Source organism: Curtobacterium sp. CFBP9011 (assembly GCF_034045095.1).
Lineage (GTDB): Bacteria > Actinomycetota > Actinomycetes > Actinomycetales > Microbacteriaceae > Curtobacterium.
Genome location: NZ_JAXCWN010000001.1, coordinates 765,933 through 782,906 on the forward strand (window position 1 = coordinate 765,933; position 16,974 = coordinate 782,906).

Genomic DNA, 16,974 nt, shown 5'->3' on the forward strand with positions numbered 1-16,974 from the left:
TCACGGCGCAGTCCGGGAGTCCTGACCGAGGTCGTTCAGCGCGAGCGCGAGCTGGGTGCGGGTCCGGACGCCCATCTTCCGGTACGCGCTGCCGAGGTGGGTCTCCACGGTCCGGACGCTCACGAACAGCTGGGCCGCGATCTCCCGGTTCGTCCGTCCGGCCGCGGCCGCCTGCGCCACCCGGGTCTCGGCGGCGGTGAGCAGCGCTCGTCCGTCAGCGGCGTCGACGACCTCCGACAGGCGCAGTGCGCGGGCTGCGATGCGCGGGTCGTCGGCGTGGATCCTGGTCGCGGTGACGTCGACCAGGACCTGCCGAGCACGACCCTCCCGGCCGACGTCGACGAGCAGCTGCGCCCGGTCCAACTGCGCGCGCGCGAGTTCCGGGGCGAAGCCGCCCCGGCGGAGCGCGTCGACGGCGTCCTCCGCGAGCCGGAGGGACTCGTCGCGTTCGCCCCGGCGCATCGCGACGAGGGACCGGATGCGGAGCGCCTGCCCGTGCGCGTGCGGGCGTCGGTGCGACTCGTCGAGCGCGGCGAGGTGCCGGGCGATCCGCTCGGCACCGTCCAGGTCGCCCGACTGCACCCGGGCTCGTGCCAGCTCGATGTCGATCCAGAGCCGACGGCCCGGCTCGACGATGCCCTGCGCACCGGCCAGCTCGAGGGCCGTCTCGAGTTCCGCCCGTGCGACGTCCCAGTCCTCCGACCAGGCCGCGTCGATCCCCGCGATCCCGTGTCGGAGCAGGGCGCCGCGGAGCGCTGCGGTCGGGCTGGTGGACCCCGCCAACAGCTCGTCCAGGGTCTCGCGGTCGTTCCGCGTCAACGCGAGGAGTCCGCGGGCACGAGCGAGCGGCGGGGGCGGGTCGGCGAGCCGGGACGCGTGCTGGTCCGCGTCGGCGAGCAGTGAGGACGCCTGGACGACACGACCGGCGAGCACCTCGACGATCGCTGCGTGTGCCAGGGCCCGCGTGCTGGCCGGGTGGGTGCCGAGCAGGTCGGCGGTCCGGACGAAGGCGGTGAGTGCCGGCCGTGAACGGCTGAGGTCGTCCGCCTGGTAGGCGCCGATCGCCTCGATGGCCCCGGAACTGTAGGTGAGTTCGAGCACCCCGGTGACCGACTCCACGGCGCGCGTCCGGGCGAGGACCTCGGACGAGAGTCCCTGGCCCGCGTCGAGGCGTCGGAAGGCGAGGTCCTCCAGCGCGGCGAGCAGCGTGTGGGGTGTGCGGCCCGGGGGCAGCCCCTCGATCGCCGCGGTGAGGTCACGGGCCACGGTGGCGGCGTCACCCCGGGACCAGAGCAGGCGGAGCACCTCGACCACCTGCGACCTGGCGTCACCCGGGTCGAGCGACCGCTGTGCGTTCGCGAGACGGTCCTCCAGGGCGTCCGCCCCGAGTCCCTGGGCGACCGCCTCGGCCGTGACGACCGCGATCCGGTCGAACTCGGACAGCGAGAGGGAGGACGGGTCGAGTGTCCCCGAGAGCCGGAGGACGAGGGCGACGTCCCCCTGCGCCCCGGCGATCTCCGCGGCGTGCAGGATGCGGTCGACGTGGGCCGGGGACCGACCGTCCGACCGCGCGACCGATCGCATCGCCAGCCGGAGCGCGGCCGACGCCCCGATCCGCCGGGCACGGCCGGAGGCGGTCCGCAGCTCCTCGGCGAGGTCGGGCCGCGGTCCGGGAGGGACGGCGTCGTCGCGGTGCTCGAGCCGTTGCTCCGCCGGCAGCGGTGCCTCGGCGAGCCGTGCGTGCAGTGATCGCCGGTCCTCCGCGGTCAGTGTCTCCAGCGCCGCGGTCCGGAGCAGCGGGGTCCGCACGGACACCTCGCGTCCGGTGACGCTCAGGACGCCGAGCCGCACGGCCTCGGTCAACGCCTGGTCGGCCTGACCGAGCACGTGGACGAGTGCCTCGACGGTGCCGGTGCGCATCACGGCCGTGGTGACCAGGACCTCCTGGACCGGCGGTGACAGCCGTCCGATCCGGCGGATCGTCGAGGCGACCGCCCGTGACGTCGCCGCCGTGCGCCGGTCGTCGCCGGCCGCACGTGCCAGGGCCAGGTCGATGGCCCACGACGGGTTCCCGCCGCTCTCCGTGGCGATCTCCGTCGCGTCGGTGGCGGACAGACCGACGATGTCGGCGTCGTGCAGGACAGCGGCGACGGCTGCCGGGCTCAGCGGTGCCAGGAAGGCGAGCTGCGCGGCGGAGAAGACCACCTTCCACGAGGTCACCGGTCCGCCGGCGTCCAGCTCGCGGGCGATCACCAGGACCATGCCGGCGGCCTCGTGCGGGGGCCGGAGCATCGGGGCCATGAGGTCGACCGACTCGCGGTCCGCCAGGTGTGCGTCGTCGAGGACAAGCACCGCGTGGGCCGCCGCCAGGAGATTGCAGAGATGGCGCAGGGCCGCCTCGACCATGCGGTGGTCCGAGAACTCCGGGGGAGTCGTGTCGAGCAGTTGTTCGAGGACCGCGCGGTACCCGACCGGGAGGGCTCGCAGGACGCGGTCGGGGACGAGCCGGAGGATGGCCCGGACCGCCGCGTACGGACCTGCCGGGCCCTCGTCGAAGCGGATCAGCAGGACGATCCGGTCCCTGCCGAGTCGCCGGGCGAGGGCCTCGAGCATCGTGGTCTTCCCGACGCCGGGCTCGCCGACGACCGCCAGCCGCCCGCCGCGCTCGCCGGCGACCCGGACCATGCGCTCGAGCAGGGCCCGGCGCTCCCGCGGGATCCGGTCGTGTCCGGTCTCGTCGCGGTGGTCCGTGGCCATCAGGCCGACCTCGCGAAGAGGGCGTCGCCGTACGCCAGCGCCGACTTGGTCGGGGAGAGGGCCGTGTGGCGCGCACCGACGCCGACGTCGCGGACGGCGCGGGCGAGCGGGTGCGATGCGTGGAGCGCCGACGCGCCGGCCGCGCTGACGAGGACGGGCAGTGCGGCCTCGGCCTCGGTGACGGCCTGGACGGCCAGATCCGCCACCGCGGCTCGGTCCGCCGCCGAGCGCGCGTCGACGTCGGCCCGGCCGCCGAGCCCGGCGACGGCGCCGGCGTACAGGGCGGTCGCGCGGTCGACCCGGCGCGCTGCCGCGGTCACCGACGCCCGGACGTCGGGACGGGTCCACCGGGGTCCACCGTCGGCCGCCGCTGCCAGCACGTCACGCAGTGCGGCCTGCACGGTCCCGATCAGGGGTGCCGCGAAGAAGAGCGTGGCGAAGAAGGTGAGGGGAGCGGCGGTCGGGGTCGGGACGAGTGTCCGGACCCGCCGGGCCGGCACGACGACGTCCTCGAGGTGGGCGGTGTCGCCACCGGAACCGCGGAGCCCCGCAGCGTCCCAGGTCGTCTCGACGCGGACGTCCTGCACCGGGACGACGACGCGGACCAGTTCGTCGGTGTCGACGTCGCGGACCGTCGCCATGACCCAGTCGGCCCACGGCAGCCCGCTCGCCGGCGTGGACACCGCCCGGACGCGGAAGTCGCCGCCCACCCAGGTGCCGGTGCCCTGCGGCGCGAGCGTGCCGCACACCAGGGTCTGCCGGCCCGGCTGCCAGACCTCACGGACGCCGCCCTCGGGCAGCTCGGCGACGGCGAGGTTCGTGACCGCGGCGACGGCACCGATCCAGCCGGTGTCGGCGTCTGCGGACCCGAGTGCGCTGAGTCGCCCGGCGACCTGGGCGACGGTGGTCGGGCCTCCGTCCTGGTCGTCCGGGCGCCAGGAGCGGAGGACCCCGGATCGTGCGAGCGCGCCGCGCACCCGGTCGTGGTCGGCCGGGGAGGTGGTCGTCGTCGTGTCGTGGGACATGGGCATGAGGTGTCCTCTGTGGTGGTCGGGTCCGGAGCTGCGTCGTGTCGCAGCCGGTGCGGCGGGTCGCGGGGAGCCGTCGCCTCTCCTCGATGATCGGAGGGCGATGTCGACGTCGTGTCGACGCCCAGCCACCGATGCCGGATCGGGGAGTCCTCTCAGGGTCCCCGAGTGCTCGAGGGCCGTGCAGTACATTAATCTATCTAGCTAGAAGAGGACGTGGACGACCACCGCTCCGTCCGAGAGGAGACGACCATGCGACACGCACGACGCCGGATCGCGCACACCGCCCACGGGTGCGCCGGGAACGGCTCCGACCACGCCCGACACCACGAGGTGGCCTGATGGAGCCGCTCACCCGGGTGACCGCGCCCACGATCGACGTGCTGTCCGCACTCCTCGAGCACGAGGGACCCGTGTGGGGACTGCTCGTGATCAAGGCCACCGAACGCCCCGCCGGCACCGTCTACCCGATCCTGGAACGGTTGGAGGGCCTCGGCTGGGTCACCTCAACGTGGGAGGCCGACTCCGAGCGATCCGGGCCCCGGCGCCGTCTGTACGAGTTCACGACGGACGGCCGCGTCGCCGCCGTCGACACCCGTGCGGCCTTCCGCCGTCGACAGACCCCGCAGCGACGCCCCAGCGGCCGGACCGTGACCTCGTGACGCTCGCCGACATCGTCGTCGCGGTCGCCGTCGACCTCTCGCCCGCCAGCCACCGGTCGGCCCGCCGGGAACAGTGGCTCGCCGACGTCCGGGACGCCGCGGAACTCGACCTCTCGCCGCTCCGACTCGCGCTCGGGGCACTGACCACCGCGGTCTTCCACCGCGTCCGCCACCACCGCTCCACCTGGGGGAACACCATGACCACCGCCGCTGCCTCGCGCCCGATGATCGGTGCGGTCCCCGTCCTGACCGTCGCCGTCGTGCTGTCGATCCTGCTCAGTGCCGCGTTCACCCTCGCGTTCGGTGGGAACCACGGCGGCGGCTCCTGGCAGTGGTACCGGTTCATCGCCGTCCAGGCGTTCTTCGGCACCGTCCTGCCCGCGATCGGCGTCGTCGCCATGCTGCGGGTGACCCGGGTCCCGCGCACTCGCCTCGTGGTTTCCGCGGTGCTGCTGCTGCTCGGCGCGGTGGCGTTCGGCGGCTGGGAGGTCTGGGCGCTGCTCGGGTTCATCCCGGTCGACTACTCGTACTCGATGGTGCCCACGTTCTGGGGCCTCCCCGTGCTGGGCCTCGCGCTCTGGTCCTGGTCCGTCGAGGTGCGGGGCTGGCGATGGCTCCTCGTCGCGGTGCCCGTCGTCCTCTGGGCCGTCCTGCTGCTGCTCACGCCGTCCGCACCGGTCGCCCTGCTGCCGGGCCTCGAGCGGCTCCCGCTCCTCGCCGCCGTCCTGGTGGCGGCCGTGGCCATGCCGCACACGTCCCGCGGCGCGTCCCCGGCGACCGCACCGGTGCACCCGGTCTCCTGAGACCGGTCGCTCCGAGGGCGGTCGGCCCGGCAGGTCGGGGGAAGGGACGGGAGGCGCGTCACGCGCGGCTCCCGTCCCTTCCGTCCGCCTCGGCCATCCGGGGCACGACCCGGCGTGGTCAGCTCAGGCCGTCCACCGCCAGTTCACGCGGTGGTACGCCCGGACGAACCCCGCGCGGCCGAGGTTCCGGTACGACGGGTCGGTCTCGGCGCCACCGGTCTCTGCGGTGAGCAGCCGACAGCCGGCCGCCCGGGCCGCGGCGGCACGGGCGGCGATCAGGGCGGACTGCACACCACGGCCCCGGTGCGACGGGAGGGTCCCGCCCGTGTTGAGCGAGCCGACACCGTCCACGACGTGCAGCGCCGCCGCGCCGACGAGCAGGTCGCCGTCGAAGGCCCCGAACACGTGCGCCACCGGGTCCTCGACCGCCCCGCGCAGCATGGGCGAGAGATCGGGTTCGGTCATCCCGAAGGCCTCCCGGATGATCCGCGCCCACCCCGGGACGTCGTCGACCGTGAGCCGCCGGACGGGCAGGTCCGTGCGCGCCGTGTCGTCGTCGGTGTCGGTGTCGACGGCACGGACGGACTTCGCCCAGCGGGAGCCGGCCACGAGACCGTGACGCTCGCAGATCGCCGACCAGTCCGTCGGGAGGAACGCCGGGGCGATCGCGAGGACGCCCTCGGTCGCGCCGGCGGCCGTCGAGACGTCGACCACCTCGGCGACCAGTGTGTCGTCGACGGGGCCGTCCGCCCCGAAGCCGAGCGCCTTCGTCCAGTACCGGCTCGGGTCCGCGGTCACGACGGCGACGACACCGCCGCGGACGGACGCCGTGCTGATGCCGAGCCGTTCCCGGTCGGGGGTGGGGGCCCGGTCGAGGAAGCGCCGGAAGTACTCGGCCTCGGCGCGTTCGACCGCGAGGACGTCGGCGTGGGACAGGGGGGTCGTGACGGGGACGGGGTGCGGTGACATGGTGCTCCAGGGTCGGGTGCGCGGCGCGCGGTGCGCGGTGCGCGGGGACGGACACCCGATGGTCTGACCTCGTCGTGCCCGGCCGCATCGTGGTGACCACCGGGATGTCAGCCGCTGCTCGGGCCGCCCGGTGCTCGAGCCGCCCGGTGCCCGAGCCACCCGGTGCTCAGGCCACCGGTGCTCAGGCCACCCGGGCCCGCACGGGCTGGCGCCGCGCGAACGCCCGGACCAGGGTGAAGAACGCGTAGCGCCCACCCGGCCGGTCGACGACCAGATGCGCGTCGAGCAGGTCCTCCAACACCGCCCGGGTCGACCCGGTGTCGCGGCCGAGCGCACGGGCAGCGTCCGTCACCGAGAACGGACCGTCCGGCAGGTGCGACAACCGGTGGAACGCGTCTCGCTGGTCCTCCCGCAGCCCGGCGGACGCGCGTCGGAACGGTGCGTCGACGATCCGGCAGTCCGCGTGCATGACGACCGGCTGGTCGAGGTCGTCGTACAGCTGCTGTTCGATCTCGGCCACCGTCCAGGACGGCCGGTCGGCCAGCCGGGCGGCGGCGACCCGCACCGCGAGGGGCTGGTGCGAGCACGCCTCCGCCAGCCGGCCGGTCGGACCCGGTTCCGCAGCGAGCCGCTCGTGCCCCACCAGTCGCCCCATCAACTCGACGGACTCCTCCGGTGCGAGCGGCAGCAGGGTGGTCCACCGCGCGCCGGCGAGGTCGATGAAGCGGCGCACCGCGGTGACGATGGTCAGGGACCCGGCCCCGGACGGGATCAGCGGTCGCACCTGTGCCGCACTGGCCGCGTCGTCCAGGACGAGCAGCACCCGACGGTCGGCGACCAGGGACCGCCACGCTGCGGACCGTTCGTCCGGTCCGCCCGGGATGTCCGACCGTGCGACGCCCGCGCTGACGAGCAGCGCCGCCAGCGCGTCGGAGGCAGTCAGCGGGTGGCCGCCGGCAGCGCGGAGGTCGACGAAGAACTGCCCGTCCGGGAACGCCGCGCGCACGCGGTGGGCGGCGTGCAGCGCCAGCGCGGTCTTGCCCATCCCGCCGAGTCCGGTGAGCCCGACGACGCTCGCCGGGGCACCCGGCGCGACCAGGCGTTCGACGCGGGCGACCTCGTCGGCGCGGCCGACGAACTCGGGCACGTCCGGTGGCAGCTGCGCCGGGGCGGTCACGCCGTACGGGGCGTCGGGACGGACGGGAGGCTCGGTGGCGGACGCGGGGCGCGCCTCCAGTCCGGCGGGTGGTCCGGTGACGTCGTCCTGCAGCAACCGCTGGTGCACGCGCTGGAGCGCGCTCCCCGGCGACACCCCGAGCTCGTCGGCGAGCCGCCGCCGGAACCGTTCGTACTCCCCGAGCGCCGCGTTCCGGAGCCCCAGCGCCAGGAGCGTCTCGAGCAGGAGCGACGTGACGCGTTCGTCGAGCGGACGTTCCACGGCGACCCGTCGGAGCTCGGGCAGGGCGTCCCCGGGGCGGCCGAGCCGGACCTCGAGGGTCGCGCGCTCGAGGGCGACCTCGCCCCGCAGCTCGCCGAGGCGGAAGCGCTCCGCGTCGGCCCAGGACCCGGGGAGGCCACCGAGTGCGGTCCCGGTCCACCGGTCCGCAGCCGCCGCGATCTCGGCCGCCGCCCCGACGACGTCCCCGGCGCGCTCCAGCTCGCGTGCGTGACGGCGTGCCACCTCGACGTCCACGACGTCGAGGTGGGCGGTGCCGCGCACCAGGTGGTAGGCCCCGCCGTCGGTGCCGATCGCGATCCCGGTCGTGTCCGCCCACGGTGCGAGCACCCGCCGGAGTCGGTAGACGTAGGTCCGGAGTACCCCGGCGGCACTCCGCGGCGGCGTGCTGCCCCAGATGCGGTCGACGACGGTCTCGACGTCCACCGGGTGCCCGTCCGCCAGCAGCAGCATGGCGAGGACGGCTCGCTGCTGCGGGGATCCGACGTCCAGGTCGGCGCCGTCGGCGACGGCGGTCACCGGACCGAGGACCGAGAACCGGACGGTGTGGAGCGCTGCGTTGCTCATGGTGGACTTCCTGTGCAAACGGTCCCGGGTCACCGGGGTGGTGTCGGACGGGGTGGGAGCGGACGGGCCGGGGATGCGTGCCGGGTGCCCCGCGCCGGCGGTGTCGTCGTGGTGCTCAGCGTGCGTCCCCTCGTCGGACCACGGCGACGGTCGTGGGGATGACCCGCGTCGCCCTGGAGGATGATCGTTCCGTTCCGGTACCGATCACGCCGCTTCCCGTCCCGTGTCCTCGACAGGTTCCCGCGGATCCGGCGAGTGCACCTCCGCAGGACCACTGGTCTCTACGGGTGACCGGCGGACCGGCCGGCCGGCCGACACCGACGGGTGTCAGGGAGCCGCGGTCAGCGTTCGATGTCGACCACCCGGGTCGCCCGGTCGACGAACGCGTCGTCCGAGGTGGTGACGACCGCAGCCAGTCCGGCGTCGCGGACGAGCCCGGCGACCAGGTCGACGACGCCCCCGGCGGTCACGCTGTCGAGCTGCGCGGTCGGCTCGTCCGCCAACAGGAGCCCCGGACGACCCACCACGGCACGGGCGATGCCGACGCGTTGCTGCTGCCCGCCGGAGAGCTCGTCCGGACGCTGGTGTTCGTGACCGGTCAGCCCGACCAGCCCGAGCGCCTCGGCGACCATGGCGTCCCGCTCACGGGGTGGTGTCCGTCGGATCCGGAGCGGCACCTCGACGTTCTCGGCCGCGGTCAGCAGCGGCAGGAGCGAGAAGTCCTGGAACACGATCGCCAGTCGCTCACGGCGGAGGGCACCGAGCGCATCGGGCCCGAGGTCCGTCAGGTCGGTGCCGTCGATGGCGACCGTGCCGCGGTCCGGCCGTTCCAGACCGGCCAGCAGGCGCAGCAGCGAGGTCTTGCCCGACCCGGACGCTCCGCGGACGACCACGAGTTCGCCGGGGCCGACGCGGAGGTCGACGTCGTGCACGATGCGGAGCACACCGGCGTCCGTGGTCACGTCCCAGCCCAGGCCCGCCGTCTCGAGCACCGGGGCGGTCACGGCGGCGGTCACCGGACGACCTCGTCGTCGCCGCGACGGACCAGCACGTGGTCGTCCTGCAGGCTGAGCCGGACACGGTCGCGGAGCCCGAGCGCCTGCTGGAAGGACTCGGGCAGCTGCAGGCGTCCCGCCTCGTCGATCACGGCGAACTCCTCGCCCGGGCTGGCCCCGAGGTCGTCGCGGATGGTCTCGGTGGAGGTCCGTCCGTCGCGGATCCGGACGGTGCGTCGGACCTGCTCGGCGACCGTCTGGTCGTGGGTGACGATGAGGACGGTCACGCCCTCGTGCTCGTTCACCGCACGCATCGTCGCCAGGACGGCGCGGGCCGCGACGCGGTCGAGGGCGCCGGTCGGTTCGTCGGCGAGCAGGACCCGGGGTCGGTTCGCGAGCGCCACCGCGATGGCGGCGAGCTGCTGCAGGCCGCCGGAGAGTGCCGCGGGGAGCCGGTCGCCGTGGTCGCCGATGCCCACCAGGGCGAGCACCTCCCGGACCCGGGCAGCCCGTCGGCGACCGCGCACACCCGCGATCGTGAGGACGGCGGCGACGTTCTCCGCGATCGTGAGGTACGGCACCAGGTTGCGGGAGGTCTGCTGCCAGACGAAACCGACGGCGTGCCGGTGGAAGTCCGTGCGCCCACGCCGGGTGAGCGCCCCCAGGTCGACGTCCGCCACCACCGCCTGCCCGGCCGACGGGGTGTCGAGTCCGGAGAGGATCCCGAGCAGGGTCGACTTGCCGCTGCCCGAGGCGCCGACGAGCGCGACCATCTCACCCGGACGGACCGTCAGGGTGAGGCCCTGGAGCGCCTGGACCTCGACGTCACGGGACCGGTAGATCCGGACGAGGTCGCGGCAGACGATGTCGGGGGTGGCGGTCATCGGTTCCTCCTGGTCGGGTGGTGGTGGTCGACGGTGTCCCGCGGGGTCCCGACGCGGACGGTCAGCGCGAGGACGCCGACGAGCGCCACGAGCAGTCCGCCGCCGACGGCGCCCAGCAGGACCGGGTCGAGGACGGTCTCCGGACGCTCGACACCGCCGGTGAAGGAGCGGAGGTCGGCGGACGGTAGGGCCGTCGCGGCGATCGCCAGCGCCGCTGCCGCTCCCGTGACGAGGGACGCCACGAGGAGCGGGACCGCCTCGGCGACGACCACGGCCCGCATCTGGCGCCGGTCCGCGCCGAGCAGGCCGAGCAGCCGGCCCCGTGCACGGCGGGCCGCACCCGCGAGCAGGGCGGCGACGGCGAGCGTCCCGACGCCGAGCACCCCGGCCAGCACCGCGGCGGTCGTCGCGATGACGCGGGTCCCGGGGACGCGCGGATCCGCTTCGAGCGTGCGCTGGGCCTCCACCGCGGTGACCACGTCGCCCGGGTGGACCAGGGCGCGGACCTCGGCGGCGACCCGGACCGGGTGTGCACCCGGTGCCGTCCGGACCAGGACGCGGTCGACGCTGCCGGTGTCGGTGATCGCGGACGCCGTCCGGGCGTCGACGAGCACCCACCGTCGGGCCGCCGTGAACGGCACCGCGTCCGCGGCCGTCGCGACGATGCGCGTTTCGGCGCCGAGCACGGACGAGTCGCGTCCGGTCGCTGCCGCGAGCGAGCGCGACGCGACGAGCGGGACCCGGTCCGTACCGGTGCGACGGAGGGCCGACGGGGTCGGCAGTGCACCGGGCACACCGCGTTGGACACGCGCGAGTGTCGCGCTGTCGGCGACGAGCACCTCGGCCTGGACGGAACCGTGCGGGGTGTCGAACGTCACGTCGTCGGTGGACGAGACACCGACGGCCGCGGCGACGCCGGGCAGGTGCGCGATGCGCCCGACCTGGTCGGGGTCGAGCGCGACCGACGACACCGCGACGTCGGCGGCCACGCTCCGGTGCGCCGCCTGAGCCACGCCGTCCACGAGGGTGCTGCTGACGACCGTCGCGAAGAGGGCGACCGCGATCCCGATCACGGCGACGACGAGCGGGACCGCCTGGACCGTGGCGGTCCGGGCAGCGGTGACGCCGCCGACCAGGACCGCTGCGCCGCGCTGCCGGCGTCCGAGGGCCACCACCCGCGCGAGGACGAGCGGCAGCACGCGCAGCGAGGCGACCACGCCGGTGGCCGCGAGCAGCAACGGCAGGGCGGCTGCCAACGGGTCCACCGCACCACCGGGCAGGCTCGACGCCGTCCCGCGTCGCACGGTGGTCACGACCGCTGCCGCCGTCAGGAGCACGACGGCACCCTCGACCACGGGTCGGAGTGGGCGTCGGGGCACGCCGGTCCGCTGCACCGGGGCGAGGAAGGCGGCGCAGGCACAGGGCACCGCTGCGGCCACGAGCGCGGCGACCGCGGCGAGACCGGGGAGTGGTGCCCGACCGCCGAGCGGGCCGGCCTGGACCACCACGGCCAGCACGCCGCCGACGACGGCGCCGGGGACGGCGGCCACGGCCACGAGCGCGGCGAGGGCGGTGCGGACGGAGCGGACCGGTGCGCCGCGCGCCCCGAGCAGCCGGAGCGTCCCCGCCGCCCGGTCGAGCAGGACCCGGGTGAGCAGTCCGGCGAGGACCAGGAGTGCGCCGGCGGGTCCGGACGCGAGCGCCGCCGCGAGGTCGCCGACGGTGGCGTCCCGGGCGGCGGCGGAACCGAGGAGTGCCGGCAGGTCCGTGGTGAAGCCCGTGCTGCCGGCGGCCGTGCCCGGCAGGGCGTGCTGCGTCGTGAGGAACCGCCGGGTCGAGTCGACCAGGTCGGCCCGGTCCGCCGCGTCGACCTCGGCGGGGCGGAGCGGGAACCACACGTGTCCGCGCGTGACACGCCCGGAGGCGACGGCCCCGGCGGAACCGGGGGCGGTGAACGCCGTGGCGAGCGCGATGGGGTTGCCGTCCTCGCCGGTGGCGTTGGCGACGCGCAGGGTCGTGGGCACGTGCACCCACCGGGGGTCGCCGCGGTCGAGCGGCCGGTAGACCCCGACGAGCCGGAGGGCCGTGCCGTCGGCGCTGATCGTCCGGACGTGCCCGACCGGCCACCCGAGGGTCGTCTGCACCCGCGTGGAGACGGCGACCTCGATCGCGAGCGGGTCGGCGGAGGGACGGGGAGCCCGGCCGGTGGTGAACCGCACCCGGTCGAACACGCCGTCGTCGGCGGCGAGCGTCACCGCTGCCATGCGTCGTGACGGCTCGTCGGTGAGCCCGAGGTAGCGGGTCGTGACCGCCGCGCCCGCCGGACCCGTGACGGTCCGGAGCGCCGACGGCATGGTCCGGCGGACAGCGGTGAGGTCCCCGCGCAGACGGTCGGCGGACCGCTGCGCCGCGGCCGGCGAGGCCGCGTCGTCCGACACGGCGAACGTCGCCTGCAGGTCGCGTGCGCCGACCGAGGCCGCCCGGAGGTCGGCCTGCGTCCCCGCGGTCGCCAGGACACCGAGTGCCGGCAGGACGGACCCCCCGAGGAGCGCGGTGAGGAGGGCCACGACCGCGATGGCGACCAGCGGCGCGCGGTGCGCACCGAGCACACGCCGGGCTGCGCCACCCTGGGTGTGGGTGTGGGTGTGGGTGTGGGTGTGGGTGCGCGCGCCGGCTGCTCGTCGCCCGCTCACCGGGCACCCCCGTGGGCCACGGCCGAGCGTGTCCGGGAGGCGGCGAGCACCGTCACGACGAGGGTACCGGCGATGACGACCAGCGGGACCAGGCCGGACCAGGGGGTGACGACGACGGGGGAGGCGGTGAGCAGCCCCGCGGCTCCGGGGACGGCGGCGATGGCGAACGGGACGACGACCAGGGCGACCGTCACCGCCCCGCCGACGACGCCGCCGAGCGTCCCGACGAGCACCGGGACGCCCAGTTCAGCGGCCTGTGCCCGACCGGCCGCTCGTGGTCCGACCCCGAGCGCACGGAGGGTCCTGGCCTGGTCGGCGTCCCGGCTGGCGGCGACGGTCCCCGCGAACACGAGGAGCGCGAGGAGCGTCCCGAACCCGGCGACGACCACGAGTGACCGCACGGCCGGGTCGACCACCGGCGCGCTCGAGACCGCAGCGCCGGTGGTGACGTCACCCGAGCCCGTGCGGTGACGCCCGACGTCCGCAGCCAGCGTGGACGCCGTCGGCCCGGCGAGCCAGGTCTCGTCCGCGCGGGGCACCCCGCCGCCGGGATCGGAGACGGCCGGACCGCCGAGCACCGTCGCGTCCACGAGCGTCGGCAGGTCGGCGGCCACCGCGGCGGCGGATCCGCTGCCGGGGACCACCGGCACGGTCCCGACGACACGGGCGTGCAGCGTGCGCCCGGTCGAGGCCGTGACGAGGTCCAGCGGCGATCCCGGCCGGAGTCCGAGTGCGGACGCGAGGACGTCCGTCGTGACGACGGGCAGCCGGCCGGAGGTGGCGGACCGGCCCAGCGGGATCCGCGACGGTCCGGCGAGGTCCTCGAGCGTCGTCGCGCCGCGAGCCGCGGTCGACCCGGGCACCGACACGCGCACCGGGACCTGCAGTCGGTCCGGACCGGTGCCCGCGTCGACCGAGGGGGGCCGCGCGCTGAAGGACAGTGCCGGTTCGACCGCGAGCAGACGCCAGTGCGCAGCCGGCCCGGCGGCACGTTCCGGGAGGTCTGCCCGCAGCGTCCTGGTCGTCCCGAGCGGGACGTCGGCGCCGTCCGCCGCGGACAGGGGGACCTCCGCGGGCACGCCGTCGCCGTCGACGGCCCACAGGTCGAACCGGACGGAGCCGACGGCCTCGGGCTGGACGACCCCGGCGAGCGTCGCGGCTCCGGCCTGCACGTCGACCACGACGCGACGGCCGCCGCCCTGCAGCGGCGAACCGGCGGGCGCGGGTGTCGCCGTCCCCGCGAACGCCGCCGCGCCCGCGACGCCGAGCACCGCGCGCGCCGAACCGGCCCGCACCGCGACGAGGGGCACGGTGCGCCCACCCGCCGTCACCTGGTCGGTGAGCACGGGGGCGACCGCTGTGGCCGCCGGCTCCGGACCGTCGACCTGCGCCGGCAGTGGTGTCAGGTCGCTGACCGCGTCGTCGCCGTCCGTGGACACCCGGACCGTGAGCCCGACGACGACCCCGGCGGTCGCGGCGTCCACCGACGTCGTGGTTGCCGACAGCCCTGCCGCCAGTGCCCCGACCGCCACGGCCGTCGCGACGAGCACCACGACCGGTGCGCTCGATCCCCAGGTCCGCGCCGTCCGGCGGATCACCAGCCCGGGCAGGAACCCACGGGTCCGGCCGACTCCGCGTGCCGACAGGGCGGCGACCATGTGGCCGGCGAGGGCGGTGACCAGGGCCGTGGCGAGCACGCCCAGCACCGGCGCCACGGCGGCGATCGGGTCCGTCACGACGCGGTCACCGGTCGCCCGGACCGGCACCCCGACCGCGGTCGACCGCCAGGTCGCGAACGTCGCCGCCGTCGTGACCGCGACCGTCAGGACGACGCCCCCCCACAGCCCGCCCCGGCGCCACGACCAGGCCGGACGGGCGCCGACGAGCGCGGCGGCCGTGACGGCGAGCACCACGGCGGTCGTCGCGGTCACCGCGCAGCCGACCGGGCTGACGGACGCACCCGCTCCGAGGGCCGCGGCGGTCACGACGGCCGCGACCGTGCCGGTCACGGCGCCGACGACGCTCACGAGGAGGGTCTCGAGGACGCTCCAGCGCAGCAACTGCGCCCGGGTCGCGCCACGGGCGACGAACAGCGCCTCCTCGGCGGTACGGGCGCCACGCAGCAGCACGAGCAGTACCCCGAACGCGACCAGTCCGAGCACCGCGGCGACCGCCACCGCGATCCGGACGAGCGCCCGTGCCGTCGCGACACCGACCTCGATCCGTCGCAGCGTCGACGCGACGGTCCCGGTCACCTCGGCTCCGGCGAGCGGGCCGTCGTCCGCCGCGGTCTCCGCCGTCACCGCCCGGAGCGCGCGGAGCACGCCGGCAGCGGAGACGAGCCGTCCGTGCTCGGTCCGTGGCTGCACCGTCCAGGAGGCCGTGGCCGAGTCCGACGTGGCGGCGATCGTCCGGACTGGCACGACGAACGGGCCCCCGACGCCGGCATCGGTGCCGGACCCGACGTCCGAGGCCCCGGCCCAGACCGCCGCCAGCGGGTCGTCGGCTCGCCAAGTCGCCGCGACGCGGAGCTGCGCGACGCCCGCCGGCCCGACGGCGACCACGTCGCCGACGCGCAGGCCCAGCCGTGTCGCGGCGTCCGCCTGGACGGCCGCGGCGGCCGGTCCGGTGTCCGCGTCCGCGCCCGGCCAGCTGCCCGAGACGACGTGGGCGATCGACGCGAGGTCCGGGACGGAGGCGATCCGGACCTCCCGGGCAGCACCGTCCCCACCCAGGGCGACGGTCGCGGAGGCCGCCCACCGGACCGAGCCGGCCCGCGACGGCAACCGGTCGGTGATCGCGGCGGTGACGCGCTGCCGCTGCCGGTCCGGTCGGTCGTCGAGCGGCGCCGAGACGACCGCGGCCGCTGCTCGCGCGGGACGTTCGGCGAGGACGGCCGCGGCTCCGGACCGGGCTCCGGCGTCACCGAGGCCGACCGCCAGGAGCGGGACCGCGGTGGAGGCGGCCACGACGGCGGCCACGGACGCCAGCAGCGCCACGCGGGCGCGGGCGCGCCGGAGGAACAGCGGAGTGCCCCTCAACGGAGACTCGACGGGAGCGGTGTGGTGATGATCGCGGGACGCCTTCGACCGACGGACAGGACCTGCTGACCTTCCCGCACGGGACGGCGCCGGTCAACCGTGGAACCACGGAGGCCGGTGGGTCCGTGGTTGCACGGATGCCCGCGGGGGTCCCTGCCGGGGACGCTGTCGCCATGTCCGAACCCGAACCCGCCCAGGCACCCCGGCCGACCCTCCGACAGTGGGTCAGCGGCGCACGACCACGCACCCTGCCCCTCAGCGTCGTCTCGGTGGCACTCGGGACGGGCGTCGCCGTCGCCGGCACGGACGGCGGCGGAGGCGCGTGGGCGGCCGACGACCACGCCGTGCTCGTCGCCGTCCTCTGCTTGGTCGTCGCGCTCGGTCTGCAGGTCGGCGTGAACTACTGCAACGACTACTCGGACGGCGTCCGTGGGACCGACCGGTTCCGGCGTGGGCCCGCTCGTCTCACCGGCGCCGGGACCGCCACCCCGCGGAGCGTTCTCGCCGTCGGGCTGACGTCCTTCGCGCTCGCCGCGGTCGCCGGGGTGGTGGTCGTGGTGCTCACCGGCCTGTGGTGGATGCTCGTCGTCGGCGCGGTCACGATCGTCGCGGCCTGGTACTACACGGGCGGAGCGCGGCCGTACGGCTACCGGGCGCTCGGCGAGGTGTCCGTGTTCCTCTTCTTCGGACTGGTCGCCGTCCTCGGCACCCAGGTCGCGCAGCTCGGGCACGTCACCGGGGCCGGCTGGGTGGCCGCGTGCGCCGCGGGGCTGTTCGCGTGCGGCGTCCTCATGGTGAACAACATCCGCGACCTCGAGGTCGACCGGCTCGCCGACAAGCGGACCCTGGCGGTCGTCGTCGGTGCGCCGGTCGCCCGGGGACTGTACGCGGTGTTCATGCTCGCGCCGTTCCTCCTGCTCGTCGTCCTCCTCGTACCGGGCGCACCGCTCGCCCTCGTCGCCGCGGCTGCCCTCGTCCCGGCGCTGCCGGCGGTCCGCATCGGCGCCCGTCCGGCGGCGGCTCCGCGGCTCGTCACGGCGCTGCAGCTGTCGTCGGCCGCGTCGCTCGTGTACGGCCTGCTCCTCAGCGCCGCCCTCGTCGTCACCGCGTCGTGACCCG

11 protein-coding genes are annotated in these 16,974 nt (G+C 75.9%); 3 read left to right on the forward strand and 8 right to left on the reverse strand.

Going from position 1 to position 16,974, the window contains the following annotated elements:
• Positions 1-2,757, reverse strand: coding sequence for a helix-turn-helix transcriptional regulator (locus tag SOM35_RS03655; RefSeq protein WP_320514419.1), 2,757 nt, complete (start codon positions 2,755-2,757; stop codon positions 1-3).
• Positions 2,757-3,788 carry an acyl-CoA dehydrogenase family protein gene (locus tag SOM35_RS03660; protein WP_320514420.1) on the reverse strand — a complete coding sequence of 344 codons (1,032 nt, stop codon included), beginning with the start codon at positions 3,786-3,788 and terminating at the stop codon, positions 2,757-2,759. The genes SOM35_RS03655 and SOM35_RS03660 overlap by 1 nt, the downstream gene beginning before the upstream one ends.
• Positions 3,789-4,126: 338 nt before the next feature.
• Here SOM35_RS03660 and SOM35_RS03665 point away from each other — a divergent pair, with 338 nt between their 5' ends.
• Complete coding sequence (locus SOM35_RS03665; RefSeq protein WP_221852582.1) at positions 4,127-4,447, forward strand: PadR family transcriptional regulator; 321 nt, start codon at positions 4,127-4,129, stop codon at positions 4,445-4,447.
• Positions 4,444-5,250, forward strand: coding sequence for a hypothetical protein (locus SOM35_RS03670; protein ID WP_320514421.1), 807 nt, complete (start codon positions 4,444-4,446; stop codon positions 5,248-5,250). Before SOM35_RS03665 ends, SOM35_RS03670 begins: the two co-directional genes overlap by 4 nt.
• A 123-nt stretch (positions 5,251-5,373) precedes the next feature.
• Here the strand turns inward: SOM35_RS03670 and SOM35_RS03675 are convergent, their stop codons facing one another.
• From SOM35_RS03675 to SOM35_RS03700, 6 genes are all read right to left on the reverse strand, one after another.
• Entirely contained in the window at positions 5,374-6,219 is an 846-nt protein-coding gene (locus SOM35_RS03675; RefSeq protein ID WP_320514422.1) for a GNAT family N-acetyltransferase, read from the reverse strand.
• A 181-nt stretch (positions 6,220-6,400) separates the two neighbouring features.
• Entirely contained in the window at positions 6,401-8,242 is a 1,842-nt protein-coding gene (locus SOM35_RS03680) for an AfsR/SARP family transcriptional regulator (protein WP_320514423.1), read from the reverse strand.
• A 341-nt stretch (positions 8,243-8,583) separates the two neighbouring features.
• Complete coding sequence (locus tag SOM35_RS03685; protein WP_308118892.1) at positions 8,584-9,258, reverse strand: ABC transporter ATP-binding protein; 675 nt, start codon at positions 9,256-9,258, stop codon at positions 8,584-8,586.
• Positions 9,255-10,121, reverse strand: a complete 867-nt coding sequence (locus SOM35_RS03690) for an ABC transporter ATP-binding protein (protein WP_320514424.1) — start codon at positions 10,119-10,121, stop codon at positions 9,255-9,257. Before SOM35_RS03690 ends, SOM35_RS03685 begins: the two co-directional genes overlap by 4 nt.
• Complete coding sequence (locus SOM35_RS03695) at positions 10,118-12,814, reverse strand: hypothetical protein (RefSeq protein WP_320514425.1); 2,697 nt, start codon at positions 12,812-12,814, stop codon at positions 10,118-10,120. The genes SOM35_RS03690 and SOM35_RS03695 overlap by 4 nt, the downstream gene beginning before the upstream one ends.
• Complete coding sequence (locus SOM35_RS03700; RefSeq protein WP_320514426.1) at positions 12,811-15,855, reverse strand: hypothetical protein; 3,045 nt, start codon at positions 15,853-15,855, stop codon at positions 12,811-12,813. Before SOM35_RS03700 ends, SOM35_RS03695 begins: the two co-directional genes overlap by 4 nt.
• 173 nt (positions 15,856-16,028) lie before the next feature.
• On the opposite strand from SOM35_RS03700, the gene SOM35_RS03705 reads away from it, so the two are divergent.
• The gene (locus tag SOM35_RS03705; protein WP_320514427.1) at positions 16,029-16,970 is read left to right on the forward strand and encodes a 1,4-dihydroxy-2-naphthoate polyprenyltransferase; all 942 of its coding nucleotides are present in this window, start codon (positions 16,029-16,031) and stop codon (positions 16,968-16,970) included.
• Positions 16,971-16,974 lie beyond the last annotated feature (4 nt).